Consider the following 18,785-nt stretch of genomic DNA (forward strand, 5'->3'; position numbering starts at 1 on the left):
TTCGTACGGGGCAGCGCGGCCGCGGGCGTTTGGTACGTCGCGGCACGGAAGCCCGGGGGCGTTCCGTGCCGGGTGCCGGGCGGCCCGGCTGCGCGGTTGCGGTCGTACGGGCAGGGCAGGCGCGCGGGGCGGCCGGGCTGTCAGTGGCACCGCTTAACCTGCGTACATGGCTCTGAATACGAGTGCGGACGCGCCGCTGCCCGTCGGCGAGGTGTCGCGGCTCATCGGGGGGTGGATCGACCGGCTCGGCGCGGTGTGGGTCGAGGGGCAGATCACCCAGCTCTCCCGCCGGCCGGGGGCGGGGGTGGTGTTCCTGACGCTGCGCGACCCCTCGTACGACATCTCGGTGTCCGTGACGTGCTTCCGCCAGGTCTTCGACGCGGTCGCGGACGTGGTGTCGGAGGGCGCGCGGGTCGTGGTCCACGCGAAGCCGGAGTGGTATGCGCCGCGCGGTCAGCTGTCGCTGCGGGCCGTGGAGATCAAGCCGGTCGGCATCGGTGAACTGCTCGCGCGCCTGGAACGGTTGAAGCGGACGCTGGCGGCCGAAGGGCTCTTCGCGCTGGACCGCAAGCGGCCCGTCCCTTTCCTGCCGCAGCTGATCGGCCTGGTCACCGGCCGCGCGAGCGCGGCGGAGCGCGACGTCCTGGAGAACGCGCGGCGGCGCTGGCCCGCCGTCCGCTTCGAGGTGCGGAATGTGGCGGTGCAGGGGGTACGCGCGGTGCCCCAGGTGATCGAAGCCGTACAGGAGCTGGACGCGCTGCCGGATGTGGACGTGATCATCGTGGCGCGCGGCGGCGGCAGCGTGGAGGACCTGCTCCCCTTCTCCGACGAACAGCTGATCCGGGCCGTGGCCGCGTGCGGTACGCCGGTGGTGTCGGCGATCGGACACGAGCCGGACGCGCCGCTGCTCGACCTGGTGGCCGATGTCCGGGCGTCCACACCGACGGACGCCGCGAAGAAGGCCGTACCGGATGTCGGGGAGGAGCTGGAGCGCGTACGGCTGCTGCGGGACCGTTCGCTGCGGACCCTGCAGGGGCTGCTCGACCGCGAGCAGCGCGGGCTGGCCGCCGCGCTCGCCCGACCGTCGATGGAGCGGCCGCAGCGGATGGTCGAGGAGCGCGAGGAGGTCGTCGACGCCCTCGTGGAGCGCAGCAGGCGGACACTGCGGCATCTGCTGGACCGGGCGGACTCGGAGCTTTCCCACACGCGCGCCCGGGTCGTCGCGCTCTCCCCGGCGGCGACGCTGGAGCGGGGGTACGCGGTGCTTCAGCGGGAGGACGGAGCGGTGGTCCGGGCGCCCGGCGAGGTCACGGAAGGGGAGCCGCTGCGGGCCAGGGTCGCGGGGGGCGAGCTGGGCGTGACGGTCGCGGCGCGGCCGCACGAGGCCGGGGAGTGAGATCCGGCGCGGACGGGACCAGCGCGGACGGCGCGGACGGCGCGGACGGGACCAGCGTGGACGGGACCAGGCGCGGGTGACATCCGGCGCGGACGGGACCAGCGCCGGTGAGATCGGCGCGGTGAGATCAGTGGTGGCCGAGACCAGTGGTGGCCGAGACCAGTGGTGGCCGAGATCAGTAGTGGACGAGACCGGCGTGGATGAGATCAGGGTGGATGACATGGCAGAGGCGAAGAAGACGACGGCGGACGGGGCGGCCCTCGGGTACGAGCAGGCGCGCGACGAGCTGATCGACGTCGTACGGCGGCTGGAGACCGGGGGGACCACCCTGGAGGAGTCCCTGGCGCTGTGGGAGCGTGGGGAGGAGCTGGCCAAGGTGTGCCGCGGCTGGCTGGAAGGCGCGCGGGCCCGGCTGGACGCGGCGCTGGCGGAGGGTACGGAACCGGGCGAGGGCTGACCGCGCCCCGGCGTGTGCCCGTACCGGGGCCCTTGCCCCGGCCGGTGTCCTGCCCTGTGTCGGAGCCCTGCCCCGTGCCGGAGCCCTGCCCCTTGCCGGTGTCTTCTGCCCCTTGCCGGTGTCCCCTGGCCCCTGAGGGGCCGCCCCTGTGAGGCCGGCGTCGCGCCACGCCTGTGAGGCCGATCACGTCAGGGCGGATTTAGTTGAAACTTAATACATCTTGGTCGTACAGTCGGGACATCCCTTGATCCACCGCATGTCCGGAAGGTACGAAAGATGTCGCTCGTTCTTGACCCCGCCGCCCAGGACCTCCTCTTCCGTGAGGCCCGCACCGCGAACACCTTCACCGACGAGCCGGTGACCGAGGAGCAGGTTCAGGCGATCTACGACCTGGTCAAGTTCGGGCCGACCGCCTTCAACCAGTCGCCGCTGCGCATCACCCTGGTCCGCTCCCCCGAGGCCCGCGAGCGCCTGGTGCAGCACATGGCCGAGGGCAACCGCCCGAAGACCGCCACCGCCCCGCTGGTCGCGATCCTCTCCGCGGACAACGAGTTCCACGAGGAGCTCCCGCAGCTGTTCCCGCACTTCCCGCAGGCCAAGGACGCGTTCTTCTCGGAGCGCCCGGCCCGCGAGCAGGCCGCCCACCTCAACGCCACCCTGCAGGCCGGTTACTTCATCGTCGGCGTGCGCGCCGCCGGCCTGGCCGCCGGTCCGATGACGGGCTTCGACTTCGCCGGTGTCCAGAAGGAGTTCCTGGACGACGACCACACCCCGCTGATGATCGTCAACATCGGCAAGCCGGGCGAGGACGCCTGGTTCCCGCGCTCCCCGCGCCTCCCGCTCGACGAGGTCATCACCACCGTCTGAGCCCCCCGCACGGCACATGGAGAGGCCGCCGCACCCGAGGGTGCGGCGGCCTCTCCATGTCATGGGGCCACTACTTCGCAGCGCCCGCCGGCTTCTCGGCCTTCTCCGCCTTCAGCGCCGCCGCCATCTGCGCCAGCTGCCCGTAGGGCGCCGTCCCGGTCACCGCCGTCGTCGAGCCGTGCTCCTGGCGTACGAGCGCGTTGTACTTGGGGCCCTTCCAGCGCTGCCAGGTCTCGCCGCCCACCTGCTGCGTCTGCGACGTCTTCGACGCGTCCTTGCTGACGGTCGCGACGAACTTGTCCGAAGGGCCGGTGCCCTGCTCCACCGCGACGTACTGCTCCTCCGGGTCCAGGAACCCCAGGTGCCACGCATGGCCGCTGCTCTGGGCGTACGACACCGAGGTCGCCTTCCATCCCTTCGGGAGCCCGACCGGCGCCTGCACCGGATACGGCGCCGCGCGCTGCGCCGTGAGCTGTTCCACGCGGTAGTCGACGGTCTTCACCGGCTCCGAAGTGCCACCGTGCGGAACGAACACGTAAATAACCGCGACGGCGGCCAGGATGACCGCCATCGACTGGATCATTCCGCGCACTGTCTGCTTGCTTCGCGTACCTGCCACGAGCCCATGGTCTCAGGTCCCTCCGCTGCTCATGCGTGGGCCCTGGTGCTCATTTTATCGACCGGACGATAGAATCGAACGAACCCTCTACATACGGCCGTCGTCGTATCAGAAAGGTGCGTGCCGATGACCGAGCATCATCTCCCCTCCCAGCTGGAGGTCTCCCCGGAGGCCCCCGACCGCAACCTCGCCCTGGAGCTCGTCCGGGTCACCGAGGCCGCCGCGATGGCCGCCGGCCGTTGGGTCGGGCGCGGTGACAAGATCGGCGCCGACGGTGCCGCGGTCAACGCGATGCGTACGCTCGTCTCGACCGTCTCCATGAACGGCGTGGTCGTCATCGGCGAGGGCGAGAAGGACGAAGCCCCGATGCTCTTCAACGGAGAGCACATCGGTGACGGCACCGGCCCCGAGGTCGACATCGCCGTCGACCCGATCGACGGCACCACGCTCAACGCCAAGGGCATGCCGAACGCCATCGCGGTGCTGGCCGCCGCCGACCGCGGCTCCATGTTCGACCCGTCGGCCGTCTTCTACATGGACAAGCTGGTCACCGGGCCGGAGGCCGCCGACTTCGTCGACATCAACGCCCCCGTATCGGTCAACATCCGCCGGGTCGCCAAGGCGAAGAACTCCTCGCCCGACGACGTGACGGTGGTCATCCTCGACCGCCCGCGCCACGAGGGCATCGTCAAGGAGATCCGGGAGACCGGCGCCCGGATCAAGTTCATCTCGGACGGTGACGTCGCCGGCTCGATCATGGCCGTACGGGAGGGCACCGGCGTCGATCTGCTGATGGGCATCGGCGGCACGCCCGAGGGCATCATCAGCGCCTGCGCGATCAAGTGCCTCGGCGGCACGATCCAGGGCAAGCTCTGGCCGAAGGACGACGCCGAACGCGGGCGCGCCATCGACGCGGGCCACGACCTGGACCGGGTGCTCTCCACGACCGACCTGGTCAGCGGCGACAACGTGTTCTTCGTGGCCACCGGCATCACCGACGGCGAACTGCTGCGCGGGGTGCGCTACCGGGCCGAGACCGCGACCACCCAGTCGCTGGTCATGCGCTCCAAGTCGGGCACGATCCGTCAGATCGACTCGACGCACCGGCTGTCGAAGCTGCGCGCCTACAGCACCGTGGACTTCGACCGGGCCAAGTAGGACCGGCCCGGCGGAACCGGCCGGCTCCGGGGCTCAACAAGCCAACAAGCAGGAAGGGGCGCCCCCCGTGTGCGGCTGGGGGCGCCCCTTCCATGTGCCTGCGCATGTGTGACGCGTGTGACGCGTGTGATGCGTGTGACGTGCGCGAAGTACGAGATGTACGAGATGTACGAGATGTGTGTGACGTGCCTGATCAGCCCGCCTGCGCCATGGGGTCCTGGACGGTGCTCCTGAGCTCCACTTCGCGGCGCCTGCGCCGGGCGAGGACCACACGGCGCTCGGCGGCCGTCAGCCCGCCCCAGACCCCGTACGGCTCGGGCTGCACCAGTGCGTGCTCGCGGCACTCCACCAGCACAGGACAGCGGGCGCAGACCCGCTTCGCCGCCTCCTCGCGGGCGAGCCTGGCAGCGGTCGGTTCCTTGGACGGCGCGAAGAAGAGCCCCGCCTCGTCCCGGCGGCACACCGCCTCCGAATGCCAGGGCCCTGCCTGATCCTCCCGTGCCGGGGCACGCTGCGGTGGAACGGCAGCGACCTGCAGGGACTGATGCGGCGGATGCAGCACGGTCTACTCCTGACGACGGCTTCGCGAGCGAGAGACGATGCTGCAGTCCCTACCCGCTGTGCGCACGCCTATGCACTGAGTCCCGGCCCGCGGTCTACCCGAGGTGCTTGCGGAGCTTCTTGTCCACGATGCCGCGCAGATCCGCCACGAGCTTGCCCCGCTTCGGCTTGGCCTCGATGTTGCCGAAGACCGAGTACCCGTTCACCACCACGACGGGCGCCTCCGGGCTCTCCGATTCGAGCGTCTCCACCTCGAAGTTGCCGAAGATCCCGGTGCCGCTGCCGCGCAGCGTGATGTTCTCCGGGACCCTGACCTCGACATTGCCGAAGATCGCGGTGGCGTTGATGACCGTCAGCCGCTGCTCGAACAGCGCCTCGGTGAGATCGATCTCGACATTGCCGAAGAGCGAGAAGGCGTTCGTCCTGCGGCCGATGCGCCAACGGCCCTTCCGTGTCGAGCTGGAGAAGACCGCGACCAGGTTCTCCGCGGTGACCGGGGTGTCCGGATCGTCCGCCGGCGCGTACGCGGCCGCGCCCGGGTCGGGGCGGCTGCCTGTGGCGGCCGGCAGGTCCTGGACCAGCGGCTCCAGCTCGGCGAGCGTCTTCGCGCGGTAGACCGACTCGATCCGCTCGGAGTGCTCGTCGGCGTCGAGGCGCCCCTCGGCCAGGGCGTCCCTGAGGATGTCGGCGATCCGGTCGCGGTCGGCGTCGGATGCGCGGATGCCGACGGGCCGCGGCTGCTGGGGGTGCTTTTCGAGGTCCACCGGCCCAGCGTACCCAAACGCGATAGATCGCGACTAGTGCAAGGGCCTTTCCGGCTCGGCGAGTATCCGAGCAGCCGGGTATCCGAGCAGCCGGGTATCCGAGCAGCCGGGTAACGGAGTATCCCGGCGAAGCCCCGCGCCGCCCCCCGCAGGAGATGAGTCCTACCTCACCACCGCGCTCTCCCCCGGTGGTTCTACGCTGGTGAATGCTGTGCCGATGGAGGCCAGCCCGCGTCTGCCGAGTGAGGAATGGCCGTCATGCCAGAGTTTGCGTACTCCGATCTGCTTCCCGTGGGAGCGGACACCACGCCGTACCGGCTGGTGACCGCCGATGGCGTCTCCACCTTCGAAGCCGACGGGCGTACGTTCCTCAAGGTCGAGCCCGAGGCGCTGCGTACGCTCGCCGCCGCGGCCATGCACGACATCTCGCACTATCTGCGCCCGGCCCACCTCACCCAGCTGCGCAAGATCGTCGACGACCCCGAGGCGTCGTCCAACGACAAGTTCGTCGCGCTCGACCTGCTCAAGAACGCCAACATCGCGGCCGCGGGCGTCCTTCCGATGTGCCAGGACACCGGCACCGCGATCGTCATGGGCAAGCGCGGCCAGAACGTGCTGACCGCGGGCGGTGACGAGGAGGCCCTGTCGCACGGCATCTTCGACGCGTACACCAAGCTGAACCTGCGGTACTCGCAGATGGCTCCGCTCACCATGTGGGAGGAGAAGAACACCGGGTCGAACCTGCCCGCGCAGATCGAGCTGTACGCCACCGACGGCGGCGCGTACAAGTTCCTCTTCATGGCCAAGGGCGGCGGCTCCGCCAACAAGTCGTTCCTCTACCAGGAGACCAAGGCCGTCCTCAACGAGGCGTCCATGATGAAGTTCCTGGAGGAGAAGATCCGCTCCCTGGGGACGGCCGCGTGCCCGCCGTACCACCTGGCGATCACGGTGGGCGGTACGTCGGCGGAGTTCGCGCTGAAGACCGCCAAGTACGCCTCCGCGCACTACCTGGACGAGCTGCCCACCGAGGGCTCCCCGACCGGGCACGGCTTCCGCGACACGGATCTGGAGCAGAAGGTCTTCGAGCTGACGCAGAAGATCGGCATCGGCGCGCAGTTCGGCGGGAAGTACTTCTGCCACGACGTCCGCGTCGTACGGCTGCCCCGGCACGGCGCCTCGCTGCCCGTCGCCATCGCCGTCTCCTGCTCGGCCGACCGGCAGGCCGTCGCGAAGATCACCGCCGAGGGCGTCTTCCTGGAGCAGCTGGAGACCGACCCGGCGCGCTTCCTGCCCGACACCACGGACGAGCACCTGGAGGACGCCGACGTCGTATCCGTCGACCTGAACCGGCCGATGGACGACATCCTCGCCGAGCTGACCAAGTTCCCGGTGAAGACCCGGCTCTCGCTGACCGGGCCGCTGGTGGTGGCGCGCGACATCGCGCACGCCAAGATCAAGGAGCGGCTGGACGCGGGCGAGGACATGCCGCAGTACCTGAAGGACCACCCGGTCTACTACGCGGGCCCCGCCAAGACCCCCGAGGGGTACGCGTCCGGCTCGTTCGGCCCGACCACGGCGGGCCGGATGGACTCGTACGTGGAGCAGTTCCAGGCCGCGGGCGGCTCCAAGGTGATGCTCGCCAAGGGCAACCGCTCGCAGCAGGTCACCGACGCGTGCGGCAGCCACGGCGGCTTCTACCTCGGCTCGATCGGCGGCCCGGCGGCACGGCTCGCCCAGGACTGCATCAAGAAGGTCGAGGTCCTGGAGTACGAGGAGCTGGGCATGGAGGCCGTGTGGAAGATCGAGGTCGAGGACTTCCCGGCGTTCATCGTGGTGGACGACAAGGGCAATGACTTCTTCCGGGCGCCCGCCGAGTCCCCCACCATCCTCAGCATCCCGGTGCGCGCCCCCGGCCAGGCGTAGCAGTCGCGGAAGACCACCGGTCACCCCTCACAGCCCGACGGCGGTGAGGGGTGATCTTCTTCCCGGACCCGGGAACACCTCTCCGTCAGACGTTGCTGTCCGATAGGGAGGTACGACGATGACTGAGCAGTACCGGATCGAGCACGACTCCATGGGCGAGGTACGGGTCCCGGCCGGCGCCAAGTGGCGCGCCCAGACCCAGCGCGCCGTGGAGAACTTCCCCGTCTCGGGCCGGACCCTGGAACGGGCCCACATCGAGGCGCTGGCCCGGATCAAGGCAGCGGCCGCCAAGGTCAACGCCGGGCTCGGGGTCATCGAAGCGGATCTCGCGCAGGCGGTGCAGGAGGCGGCGGCCGAGGTCGCCGACGGACGGTGGGACGGCGAGTTCCCGGTGGACGTCTTCCAGACCGGGTCCGGCACCTCGTCCAACATGAACATGAACGAGGTCCTGGCCACGCTCGCCACCGAGCGGCTGGGGCGCCCGGTGCACCCCAACGACCATGTGAACGCCTCGCAGTCGTCCAACGACGTCTTCCCCTCCTCGATCCACATCGCGGCGACGGCCGCCGTCACCCGTGATCTGATCCCGGCGCTCGACCACCTGGCCGAGGCACTGGAGCGCAAGGCCGGGGAGTTCTCGGAGGTGGTCAAGTCCGGGCGTACGCATCTGATGGACGCGACTCCGGTGACCCTGGGCCAGGAATTCGGCGGTTACGCGGCGCAGGTCAGGTACGGCGTCGAGCGCCTCAACGCCTCGCTGCCCCGCCTCGCCGAGCTGCCCCTGGGCGGTACGGCGGTGGGCACCGGCATCAACACCCCGCCGGGCTTCTCGGCCGCCGTCATCGCCGAGGTGGCCGCGGCCACGGGGCTGCCGCTGACCGAGGCCCGCAACCACTTCGAGGCGCAGGGCGCACGGGACGGGATCGTCGAGACGTCCGGCCAGCTGCGGACGATCGGAGCCGGGCTGACGAAGATCTCCAACGATCTGCGCTGGATGGCCTCCGGCCCGCGCACCGGTCTCTCGGAGATCTCGCTGCCCGACCTGCAGCCCGGGTCGTCCATCATGCCGGGCAAGGTCAATCCGGTGATCCCGGAGGCGGTGCTGATGGTGGCGGCGCAGGTCACGGGCAACGACGCGACGGTCGCCGCGGCCGGGGCGGCGGGCAACTTCGAGCTGAACGTGATGCTGCCGGTGATCGCCAAGAACGTCCTGGAGTCGGTGCGCCTGCTGGCCAACGTCTCGCGGCTGCTCGCGGACCGCACGGTCGACGGAATCACCGCCGACGCGGAGCGGGCCAGGGAGTACGCGGAGTCCTCGCCGTCGGTCGTCACGCCGCTGAACAAGTACATCGGGTACGAGGAGGCCGCGAAGGTAGCCAAGCGGGCGATCGCCGAGCGCAGGACCATCCGGGAGGTCGTGCTGGACGAGGGGTATGTGGAGCGGGGCGATCTGACGGCGGAGGAACTGGACGCGGCGCTGGACGTCCTGAGCATGACGCGGCCGTGACACGGTGGCAGTGGTCCCGAACATGACACGGCCGTGAACTGTGCCCCGCCGCGGCGGTCCGCGTGACCCGGATCGCTGCGAAGGACCGCTCGTACTCCTAAGATCTCCGCATGACAGGTGCAGGAGGAACACAACACTGGGCGCCCGGGGAGCACATTCTCTGGCGCTACCGCGGCAACGCGTCCGAGCACCTGCACATCTGCCGCCCGGTGACCGTGGTGCAGGACACCGACGAACTGCTCGCGGTCTGGCTGGCGCCCGGTACCGAGTGTGTGAAACCGGCGCTCGCCGACGGCACCCCCGTGCACCGGGAGCCGCTGGCCACCCGCTACACCAAGCCCCGCACGGTCGTCCGTGACCGCTGGTGGGGCATGGGTGTGCTGAAGCTGGCGCGGCCCGGCGAGCCCTGGTCGGTGTGGCTGTGGTGGGACCGGGGATGGCGCTTCAAGAGCTGGTACGTGAATCTGGAGGAGCCGCAGCTGCGGTGGGCCGGCGGTGTCGACTCCGAGGATCACTTCCTGGACATCTCGGTGCTGCCCGACCGCAGTTGGCAGTGGCTCGACGAGGACGAGTTCGCCCAGGCCCAGCAGGCCGGGCTGATGGACGCGGAGCAGGCGGCGCGGGTGCGGCGGGCGGGCCGGGGAGCGGTCCGGCGGATCGAGTCCTGGGGGCCGCCGTTCGCCGACGGCTGGGAGGAGTGGCGGCCCGACCCGGAGTGGCCGGTTCCCGTCCTTCCGGACGACTGGGACCGCACGCCCGCGTACGTGCCGTCGTGAGACCCTTGATGCGCCCCCGGGGATCAAACGTAGGATCGTCCTCCGCAAGACTGCGCCCTACAACGATCCCAAGCCGCAGCTGAACTGACCGAATGTCACTACAGGGGGGTGCAGCCATGACAGCGGGTATACGACCCCTCGAAGCGGTTGCATCGCACACCTGCCTCGGACGGACGGAATCCCTCGCGTGACGGAGCACACCACCTCCCACGACGGCCGGCAGCCCACCGCTGCCCGGCCGCACGAACCCGCGCGCCCCCGGCAGCAGGACGCCGATGTGGCGGCCGCGGGTGCCATCCCCGCTCCCCCGCCCGCGCCGGCGGTCTCGCCCGGACGCAGCGAGGGCGACAGACTCCGGTTCGTGGGGGCTGCCACCCGGCGCATCGCCCGGGGCATAGACCTCGACGAGATCGTCCTCGGTCTGTGCAGAGCGACCGTGCCGACGTTCTCCGACGCGATACTCGTCTTCCTCCGCGATCCGCTGCCGGTGGGCGACGAGCGCCCGGTCGTCCCGTTCGTACTGCGGCTGCGCCGCACCGACCGGCTGCGTCTGGTGGACGAGGAGGACTCCGACGAGCCGCCGGAGCCGCTCGCGGCCCAGCTGTGCGAAGTGGCGTCCGGTGGCGCGCTCGCCGAAGTGCTCCGGGGCGTGCGCCCGGTCTTCGGGGACTCCGCCGCGGCCCGCGCCGCGCTGCCGGAACTGCTGGGCCCGGACCGGACCGTACCGAACGGGCACCGTACGATCCTCGCCCCGCTGCGGGGCAGACGCCGGGTGATCGGCGCCGCGGTGTTCGTCCGCCGCCCCGACCGGCCCGCCTTCGAGCCCAACGACCTGCTGGTCGCCGCCCAGCTGGCCACCCATACGGCCCTCGGCATCGACAAAGCGGTGCTGTACGGGCGCGAGGCGTACATCGCCGACGAGCTGCAGCGCACCATGCTGCCCGACTCGCTGCCCCAGCCGACCGGCGTCAAGCTGGCGTCCCGCTATCTGCCGGCGGCCGAGACCGCCCGGGTGGGCGGTGACTGGTACGACGCGATCCCGCTGCCCGGCAGCCGGGTGGCGCTGGTGGTGGGCGATGTGATGGGGCACTCCATGACATCGGCCGCGATCATGGGCCAGCTCAGGACGACGGCCCAGACGCTGGCGCAGCTGGACCTGCCGCCGGCCGAGGTGCTGCACCATCTGGACGAACAGGCCCAGCGGCTCGGCTCGGACCGGATGGCGACCTGCCTGTACGCCGTGTACGACCCGGTGGCGCACCGGATCACCATCGCCAACGCCGGCCACCCGCCGCCCGTCCTGCTGCATCTGGGCGGCCGTGCGGAGGTCCTGCGGGTCCCGCCGGGCGCCCCGATCGGGGTGGGCGGGGTCGACTTCGAGGCGGTCGAGCTGGACGCGCCCGCGGGCGCCACCCTGCTGCTCTACACGGACGGGCTGGTCGAGTCGCGGCTGCGGGACGTCTGGACCGGGATCGAGCAGCTGCGGGAGCGGCTGGCCGCCACCGCCGAGCTGACGGGCCCGGACCACTCGCCGCCGCTTGAGGCCCTCTGCGACGACGTGCTGGACATGCTGGGCCCCGGCGACCGGGACGACGACATCGCGCTGCTCGCGGCCCGCTTCGACGGGATCGCGCCGAGCGATGTCGCGTACTGGTTCCTCGACCCGGAGGAGCAGGCGCCGGGCCGTGCCCGTCGGCTGGTGCGCAGGGCGCTGGAGCGCTGGGGTCTTGACGAGATGTCGGACTCGGTGGAGCTACTGGTCAGCGAGGTCGTGACCAATGCGGTGCGGTACGCGGAGCGGCCGGTGACGCTGCGGCTGCTGCGCACCGACGTACTGCGCTGCGAGGTCGGCGACGACTCCCCGCAGCTGCCCCGCCAGCGCCGGGCCCGGGACACCGACGAGGGCGGCCGCGGGCTGTTCCTGGTGAACCGGCTGACCCGGCGGTGGGGGGCGACCCGGCTCTCCACCGGCAAGGTGGTCTGGTTCGAGATCCAGGTGCCGGCCGCGGCGGGCGAGTAGCCCGGGCGGGCGGTCCCGGCCGCTGAACCCGGTGGGGCCTCCGGAAGCCTCGGAGGCCCCACCGGGTTCAGCGCTGTCCTGGCCCGTACTCCCAACGGGATCAAATGTTGCCGACCAAGTGTCGGAGAGGTTCACTGGGGCACGCGGACGAAGCGACCACAACCCCCTCGAACGATGGGAAGACGCTCGTGAGCGAGGCATCCCAGAAGGCCCCCTACACCACCACCAACGCGGGAATCCCGGCCGAGAGCGACGAGCACTCGCTCACCATCGGCGCCGACGGTCCGATCCTGCTGCAGGACGCCTATCTGATCGAGAAGATGGCGCAGTTCAACCGCGAGCGGGTCCCCGAGCGGGTGGTGCACGCCAAGGGCTCCGGCGCGTACGGAACCTTCGAAGTGACCAACGACGTCAGCCAGTTCACCAAGGCCGACCTCTTCCAGCCGGGCAAGCGGACCGAGATGCTGGCCCGCTTCTCGACGGTCGCCGGCGAGATGGGCTCCCCCGACACCTGGCGCGACCCGCGTGGTTTCGCGCTCAAGTTCTATACGGAGCACGGCAATTACGACATGGTCGGCAACAACACGCCGGTCTTCTTCGTCCGTGACACGATCAAGTTCCAGGACTTCATCCGCAGCCAGAAGCGCCGCCCGGACAGCGCGCTGCGCGACAACGACATGCAGTGGGACTTCTGGACGCTCTCGCCCGAGTCCGCGCACCAGGTGACGTGGCTGATGGGCGACCGGGGCATCCCCAAGACCTGGCGCAACATGAACGGCTACAGCTCGCACACCTATATGTGGGTGAACGGCGGGGGTGAGAAGTTCTGGGTGAAGTACCACTTCAAGACCGACCAGGGCATCGACTTCCTCAGCCAGGCCGACGCGGACGCGATGGCCGGGTGCGACACGGACTACCACCGCAGGGACCTCTTCGAGTCGATCAAGTCGGGGAACGCCCCTTCGTGGACGCTCAAGGTCCAGGTGATGCCGTTCGACGACGCCCCCGACTACCGCTTCAACCCGTTCGACCTCACCAAGGTGTGGCCGCACAGCGACTACCCGCTGATCGACGTCGGCCGGATGACGCTCGACAAGAACCCGCCCGACCACTTCATCCACATCGAGCAGGCGTCCTTCGAGCCGTCGAACATGGTGCCCGGCATCGGCCCTTCGCCGGACAAGATGCTGCTCGGCCGGCTGTTCTCGTACCCGGACACGCACCGCTACCGGATCGGGCCGAACTACATGCAGCTGCCGCCCAACAGGCCGCGCTCGCCCGTCAACTCGTACGCGAAGGACGGGCCCATGCGGTACGAGGCGTCCACGGCGTCCAGGCCGTACGCCCCCAACTCGTACGGCGGACCGGCGGCCGACACCGCCCGCTACGGCGAGCCCGCGGGCTGGCAGACGGCGGCGGGCGAGATGGTCCGTGAGGCGTACACGCTGCACAGGGAGGACGACGACTGGGGACAGGCGGGCACGATGGTGCGCCAGGTGCTCAACGACGAGCAGCGCGCACGGCTCGTCGACAATGTCGTCGGCCATCTGGCGCAGGGCGTCTCGGCTCCGGTCCTGGACCGGGCGCTGGAGTACTGGCGCAACATCGACCGGGCGACCGGCGACCGGATCGCGGCGAAGGCCAAACCGGCCTGAGGGCCGTGGCCCGTGAGGTGGGGCCGGCCGGCTCCGGTGTGCTGTGGACGGTGGGAGACAGCAGGCCGGAGCCGCTTGGCGCGCCCGCGGGCCGCCCCTGCGGTCAGGATGCCCGCCGGGGCCGGGGCCCGGGGCCGCCGTCCGGTCAGGGGGCCGGCCGGGGCCCGTCCGGTGCCCCCGACCGCAGCCCGTCCATCACCAGGTTCAGCAGCCTGTCGGCGCGGGACTGCCAGTCGCCGTGCGGGTCGATCATCCACAGCCCCGCGATCGCCAGCATGAAGTCGTCCACGGTCACGCCGGGGCGGATGGTCCCCGCCCGTTCGTTCGCGGTGAGCAGCAGCGTGACCGCCTCGGTCAGCGGACCGTGCGCGAGGCTCTTCATGGTGCCGCGGGCCGCCGTCGCCTCGCGCAGCGCCTCGGCGAGGCCCGCCTTGGCCATCGCGTACCGCGCCAGGCGGTCCATCCACTCGCGCAGCGCCAGCTGCGGGGGCCGGGTGCACAGCAGCTGGCCTGCGGCCTCCGCGACGTGCTCCACCTCGTACCGGTACACCTCCAGGACCAGGGCCTCCCGGCTGGGGAAGTTCCGGTAGAACGTGCCCTGCCCGACGCACGCCTTCCGCGCGATGGCGCTCAGCGGGGTGTCCGCCGACTGCGTCAGCTCGGCCAGCGCCACTTCGAGGATGCGCTCACGGTTGCGCTGTGCGTCCGAGCGCAGCGCCGCCTGCTTTCCGGGGTGTCGCACTCGTCCTCCTCCGGTCGTGACGCGGAATCATCCTTGCTGGGCGGACAGTTGTCCACTACGGTCGGGACCTTGGAACGGACAGCTGTCCGTTTCGCCTTCACCACCCTGGCGGCGGACACGGTCCGCCGGTCCCGGTGCCCCTCCCGCATACGGCGCCGATTCTCCTCGCCACAGGATCCCGAAAGAAGGCCCCCTCATGGCCCCAGCGGGCATGTCCACCTCCAGTGCGGTCACGCTGCACATCAACGGAGACAAGTACACCCTGCCCGTCGATCACCGCACCACACTGCTCGACGCCCTGCGCGAGCGGCTCGATCTGACCGGCACGAAGAAAGGCTGCGACCAGGGACAGTGCGGCGCCTGCACGGTGCTGGTCGACGGGCGCAGGACCGTCTCCTGTCTGCAGTTCGCGGTCGCGGCCGAAGGCCGCGAGATCACCACCATCGAGGGTGTCGCGGACGGAGGCTCACCGGACGGACTGCACCCCGTCCAGCAGGCGTTCGTGGAACTCGACGGGTACCAGTGCGGCTACTGCACCCCCGGGCAGATCTGTTCGGCCCTCGGCGTCCTGGCGGAGCACGCGGCCGGCTGGCCGAGCGCCGTGACCGATGACGTACGGCCGGAGGCCGGGCCGCCCCCGCTGACGCCGGAGGAGATCAGGGAGCGGATGAGCGGCAATCTGTGCCGGTGCGGCGCCTATGTGTCGATCGTGCGGGCCGTCGCCCGGGCGGCCGGCCAGTCGGCCGCACAGTCATCCGCCCGACAGGGCACCCAGCCGGGCACCCAACCGGCCGGCGGAGTGAAGGAGCAGGTCGCGTGAGGGAGTTCGAGTACCAGCGGGCGCACGACGTACCGGGCGCGGTGGCCGTGCTCGGCGCCGACCCCGAGGCACGGTTCCTCGGCGGCGGCACGAACCTGGTCGATCTGATGAAGGCCGGCGTCGAGCGGCCCGCGCGCCTCGTCGACGTACGGGAGCTGCCCCTGGACCGGGTCGAGCGGACCGCCGACGGCGGCCTGCGCATCGGGGCCACCGTCACCAACAGCGACCTCGCCGCGCACTCCGAAGTCCGCCGGGGCTACCCGGCGTTGACGCAGGCCGTGCTGGCCGGGGCGTCCGGCCAGCTGCGCAATATGGCGACCGTCGGCGGGAATCTGCTCCAGCGCACCCGCTGCGGCTACTTCACCGATGTGAGCAAGCCCTGCAACAAGCGGGTGCCGGGCAGCGGCTGCCCCGCCGTCGGAGGCGAGCACCACAACGCCGCGATCCTCGGCGCGAGTGAGCACTGTGTGGCCGTGCACCCGTCCGACATGGGCGTCGCGCTCACCGCCTTCGACGCCGTGGTGGAGTACGAAACCGCCGACGGTGCCGGGCAGCTGCCGCTCGACGACTTCTACCGGCCGGTCGGCGGCACGCCGCACCTGGAGACCACACTGCCCGCGGGCGCCCTCATCACCGCCGTCACCCTGCCGCCCGCGCCGGTCGCCGCCCGCTCCCGCTACCGCAAGGTGCGCGAGCGCGCCTCGTACGCCTTCGCCATCGGATCGGTGGCCGCCGCGCTCGATGTACGCGACGGGGTCGTGCACGACGTACGGATCGCCCTCGGGGCGGTCGCGTCGCGGCCGTGGCGGGCCAGGGCAGCCGAACGGGAACTGCTGGGCAGGCCCGCGGACGGCGCGTCGTTCGCCGCCGCCGCCGACGCCGAGCTGGCGGCCGCGTCACCGCTGCCGCACAACGCGTACAAGGTGCCACTGATGCGCAATCTCGTCGTGGCACTCCTCACCGAGCTGGAACAGGAGGCCACCCGATGACCACGGTGCCCACCGTGCGCACAGCACCCACGGCGCCCACGGCGCCCGTCACGCCGAGGCCGGACGCGGTCGGTGTCTCCCACACCCGTATCGAGGGCATCGAGAAGGTCACCGGAGCCGCCCGCTACGCGAGCGAGGTCCCCTTCACCGAACTCGCCCACGGCTGGCTGGTGCTGTCGACCGTGGCCCGCGGCCGGATCCGCTCGATCGGCGAGGACGCGGTGCGCGCCATGCCGGGCGTGCTCACCGTCCTGCACCACCGCGCCGCGCCACGCGTGCGGGACGACGTCGTCGGGGCGCTCGGCCGCCCCGACCCGATCGTCGAGGTCTTCCAGCACGACCGGATCCCGCACGCCGGGTGGCCGGTCGCGCTGGTCGTCGCCGAGACGTCGGAGCAGGCACGCGAGGCCGCCGAGGCGCTCGTCGTCGAGTACGACGAGGAGCCGCACGACACCGACTTCCACGCGGACAAGGACGGCGTCTACACCCCGCAGGACGCGGAGAGCACCAAGGGCGACCTGGACGCCGAACTCGCCGCTTCCGCGGTGGTCCTGGACGCCAGGTACACGACGCCCGAGCAGCACCACTGCGCCATGGAGCCCCATGCCGTGACGGTGCGCTGGCACGACGGACGGCTGGAGGTCCACGACTCCAACCAGGGCAGCAAGTGGCTCGCCGACGACCTGGCCCAGCTGTTCTCGCTCGACCAGTCCGCCGTGCACGTACGGTCCGAGCACGTCGGCGGCGCCTTCGGCTCCAAGGGGCTGCGCTCGCACCACGTCGCCGCCGCGATGGCCGCGACGGAGCTGCACCGGCCGGTCCGGGTGGCCCTGACCAGGCGGCAGGTGTTCGCGATCACCGGATACCGCAGCCCCACCACCCAGCGGGTGCGGCTGGGAGCCGACGAGGAAGGGCGGCTGCGCGCCTTCGCCCACGAGAACCAGTCGCTCACCTCGAACCTGCGTGAGTTCGTCGAGAGCAGCGCCGCCTACGGACGGGTCATGTACGACGCCGTCGCGCACCACACCGTCAACCGTGTCGTGCCCGTCGACGTCGCCACCCCCACCTGGATGCGGGCGCCAGGCGAGGCGCCCGGCTCGTTCGCGGTGGAGTCGGCGCTCGACGAGCTCGCCGAGCGGCTCGGTATGGACCCGATCGCGCTGCGCGCCCGTAACGAGCCGGCGTTCGGCCCGGTCTCCGGGCTGCCGTTCAGCAGCCGTAACCTGCTCGCCTGCTTCGACGAGGGCGCCCGGCGATTCGGCTGGGCCGGCCGTGACCCCCGTCCGCGCGTACGCCGCGAGGGCCGCTGGCTGCTGGGGACCGGTGTCGCCGCCTCCACCTACCAGGCGGGTGCGGCCCCCTCGACGGCCTCGGTCACCGCGGAGCCCGACGGCACCTTCACCGTCCGCATCACCGCGGCCGACGTCGGCACCGGCGCCCGGACCGCCCTGACCCTCATCGCGGCGGACGCGCTGAACGTGGCTCCCGGGCAGATCCATGTCCGCATCGCCGACAGCGACTTCGGGGCCGCCTGGGTCGCCGGCGGCTCGATGGGCACCCGCTCCTGGGGCTGGGCCGTCATGTCCGCGGCGCGTGAACTGCGCGAGCGCCTGACGCTGACCGGCGGGGAGATCCCGGAGGACGGCCTCACCGCCCACGCCGACACCGGCGCCCTCATCGCCGCGCTCGCGCAGAAGGAACGGCACTCGTTCGGGGCGCAGTTCGCCGAGGCCGCCGTCGACGTGACCACCGGCGAGGTGCGGGTGCGGCGGCTGCTCGGCGTCTTCGCGGCCGGCCGGATCATCAACCCGCTGACCGCGCGCAGCCAGCTGGTGGGCGGTATGACGTGGGGGCTGTCCATGGCGCTGCACGAGGAGGCGGTACGTGACCAGGCGTCCGGCGGCCACGTCGGCGCGGACTTCGCGGGCTACCACTTCGCCGCGAACGCCGATGTGCCGGCCATCGAGGCCGACTGGGTCGACGACCCGGACCCGGACGACCCCGTGGGTATCAAGGGCCTCGGCGAGATCGGCATCGTCGGCACGGCGGCCGCCATCGCCAACGCGGTGTGGCACGCCACCGGTGTGCGCCACCGCGATCTGCCGATCCGGCCCGACCGCGTGATCACCGCCGAGGGCCGGCGAGACGAGCGGCATGCTTGATCTGGCCGCCGAGCTGAGCGAATGGGCCGGGCAGGGCAGGGAGTTCGCGGTCGCCACCGTCGTCTCGGTGACCGGCAGCGCACCCCGCCCGCCCGGCTCGTCCCTCGCCGTCGACGCCGCGGGGCAGGTCATCGGCTCGGTCTCCGGCGGCTGCGTCGAGGGCGCGGTGTACGAGCTGTGCGTCGAGGCGCTGCGCGACGGGACGGCGCGCCGCGAGCGGTTCGGGTACAGCGACGACGACGCGTTCGCCGTCGGGCTGACCTGCGGCGGGACGGTGGAGGTGCACGTCGTTCCGGTCCGGGCCGACGCGCCGTGCCGTACGGCGGTGGAGACGGCGCTCGCGGTCGCGGCGCGCGGCGACGCGGTGGC

Annotated in this window: 17 protein-coding genes; 13 read left to right on the plus strand and 4 right to left on the minus strand. The window is 71.3% G+C overall.

Annotated elements, in window-relative coordinates; genetic code table 11:
- Window positions 1–166 precede the first annotated feature (166 nt).
- The 3 genes from xseA (at window position 167) to G3I19_RS23320 (ending at window position 2,720) form a co-directional block, all read left to right on the plus strand.
- The gene (gene xseA, locus G3I19_RS23310; RefSeq protein WP_164265640.1) at window positions 167–1,396 is read left to right on the plus strand and encodes an exodeoxyribonuclease VII large subunit; all 1,230 of its coding nucleotides are present in this window, start codon (window positions 167–169) and stop codon (window positions 1,394–1,396) included.
- A 220-nt stretch (window positions 1,397–1,616) separates the two neighbouring features.
- A complete protein-coding gene (locus G3I19_RS23315) occupies window positions 1,617–1,853 on the plus strand; it encodes an exodeoxyribonuclease VII small subunit (RefSeq protein WP_164265641.1) in 237 nt (78 codons plus the stop codon).
- Window positions 1,854–2,129: 276 nt separating this feature from the next.
- Entirely contained in the window at window positions 2,130–2,720 is a 591-nt protein-coding gene (locus tag G3I19_RS23320) for a malonic semialdehyde reductase (RefSeq protein WP_164265642.1), read from the plus strand.
- Window positions 2,721–2,790: 70 nt separating this feature from the next.
- On the opposite strand, the gene G3I19_RS23325 is transcribed toward G3I19_RS23320, so the two are convergent.
- On the minus strand, window positions 2,791–3,339 hold the full coding sequence (locus G3I19_RS23325; protein WP_164265643.1) for a DUF4245 domain-containing protein: 549 nt from the start codon (window positions 3,337–3,339) through the stop codon (window positions 2,791–2,793).
- A gap of 126 nt (window positions 3,340–3,465) precedes the next feature.
- Here G3I19_RS23325 and glpX point away from each other — a divergent pair, with 126 nt between their 5' ends.
- Window positions 3,466–4,497, plus strand: a complete 1,032-nt coding sequence (gene glpX, locus G3I19_RS23330; protein ID WP_164265644.1) for a class II fructose-bisphosphatase — start codon at window positions 3,466–3,468, stop codon at window positions 4,495–4,497.
- Window positions 4,498–4,690: 193 nt separating this feature from the next.
- On the opposite strand, the gene G3I19_RS23335 is transcribed toward glpX, so the two are convergent.
- Both G3I19_RS23335 and G3I19_RS23340 read right to left on the minus strand, forming a co-directional pair.
- Window positions 4,691–5,059 carry a WhiB family transcriptional regulator gene (locus tag G3I19_RS23335; protein ID WP_164265645.1) on the minus strand — a complete coding sequence of 123 codons (369 nt, stop codon included), beginning with the start codon at window positions 5,057–5,059 and terminating at the stop codon, window positions 4,691–4,693.
- 94 nt (window positions 5,060–5,153) lie between these two features.
- Window positions 5,154–5,822, minus strand: coding sequence for a DUF1707 and DUF2154 domain-containing protein (locus tag G3I19_RS23340; protein ID WP_164265646.1), 669 nt, complete (start codon window positions 5,820–5,822; stop codon window positions 5,154–5,156).
- Between the two features lie 258 nt (window positions 5,823–6,080).
- Here G3I19_RS23340 and G3I19_RS23345 point away from each other — a divergent pair, with 258 nt between their 5' ends.
- The 5 genes from G3I19_RS23345 (at window position 6,081) to G3I19_RS23365 (ending at window position 13,703) form a co-directional block, all read left to right on the plus strand.
- Complete coding sequence (locus G3I19_RS23345; protein ID WP_164265647.1) at window positions 6,081–7,745, plus strand: fumarate hydratase; 1,665 nt, start codon at window positions 6,081–6,083, stop codon at window positions 7,743–7,745.
- Between the two features lie 118 nt (window positions 7,746–7,863).
- Window positions 7,864–9,252 (plus strand): class II fumarate hydratase, encoded by a 1,389-nt coding sequence (locus G3I19_RS23350; RefSeq protein ID WP_164265648.1) that lies wholly within the window; start codon window positions 7,864–7,866, stop codon window positions 9,250–9,252.
- Between the two features lie 110 nt (window positions 9,253–9,362).
- Window positions 9,363–10,028 (plus strand): DUF402 domain-containing protein, encoded by a 666-nt coding sequence (locus G3I19_RS23355; RefSeq protein ID WP_164265649.1) that lies wholly within the window; start codon window positions 9,363–9,365, stop codon window positions 10,026–10,028.
- Window positions 10,029–10,215: 187 nt separating this feature from the next.
- Window positions 10,216–12,048, plus strand: a complete 1,833-nt coding sequence (locus G3I19_RS23360; protein WP_164265650.1) for a SpoIIE family protein phosphatase — start codon at window positions 10,216–10,218, stop codon at window positions 12,046–12,048.
- Window positions 12,049–12,236: 188 nt separating this feature from the next.
- Complete coding sequence (locus G3I19_RS23365) at window positions 12,237–13,703, plus strand: catalase (protein ID WP_164265651.1); 1,467 nt, start codon at window positions 12,237–12,239, stop codon at window positions 13,701–13,703.
- Between the two features lie 145 nt (window positions 13,704–13,848).
- On the opposite strand, the gene G3I19_RS23370 is transcribed toward G3I19_RS23365, so the two are convergent.
- Window positions 13,849–14,445, minus strand: a complete 597-nt coding sequence (locus G3I19_RS23370) for a TetR/AcrR family transcriptional regulator (protein WP_164265652.1) — start codon at window positions 14,443–14,445, stop codon at window positions 13,849–13,851.
- 196 nt (window positions 14,446–14,641) lie between these two features.
- Between G3I19_RS23370 and G3I19_RS23375 the strand changes: the two genes are divergently transcribed.
- The 4 genes from G3I19_RS23375 to G3I19_RS23390 all read left to right on the plus strand — a co-directional run.
- A complete protein-coding gene (locus G3I19_RS23375) occupies window positions 14,642–15,265 on the plus strand; it encodes a 2Fe-2S iron-sulfur cluster-binding protein (RefSeq protein ID WP_164265653.1) in 624 nt (207 codons plus the stop codon).
- Entirely contained in the window at window positions 15,262–16,254 is a 993-nt protein-coding gene (locus tag G3I19_RS23380; protein ID WP_164265654.1) for a xanthine dehydrogenase family protein subunit M, read from the plus strand. Before G3I19_RS23375 ends, G3I19_RS23380 begins: the two co-directional genes overlap by 4 nt.
- Window positions 16,251–18,416, plus strand: a complete 2,166-nt coding sequence (locus G3I19_RS23385; protein ID WP_164265655.1) for a xanthine dehydrogenase family protein molybdopterin-binding subunit — start codon at window positions 16,251–16,253, stop codon at window positions 18,414–18,416. Before G3I19_RS23380 ends, G3I19_RS23385 begins: the two co-directional genes overlap by 4 nt.
- Window positions 18,409–18,785 (plus strand): XdhC family protein (locus G3I19_RS23390; protein ID WP_164265656.1); only part of this gene is annotated, 377 nt, incomplete at its 3' end. The genes G3I19_RS23385 and G3I19_RS23390, both read left to right, overlap by 8 nt.

The sequence above is a fragment of the Streptomyces sp. SID10853 genome, assembly GCF_010548145.1.
Lineage (GTDB): Bacteria > Actinomycetota > Actinomycetes > Streptomycetales > Streptomycetaceae > Streptomyces.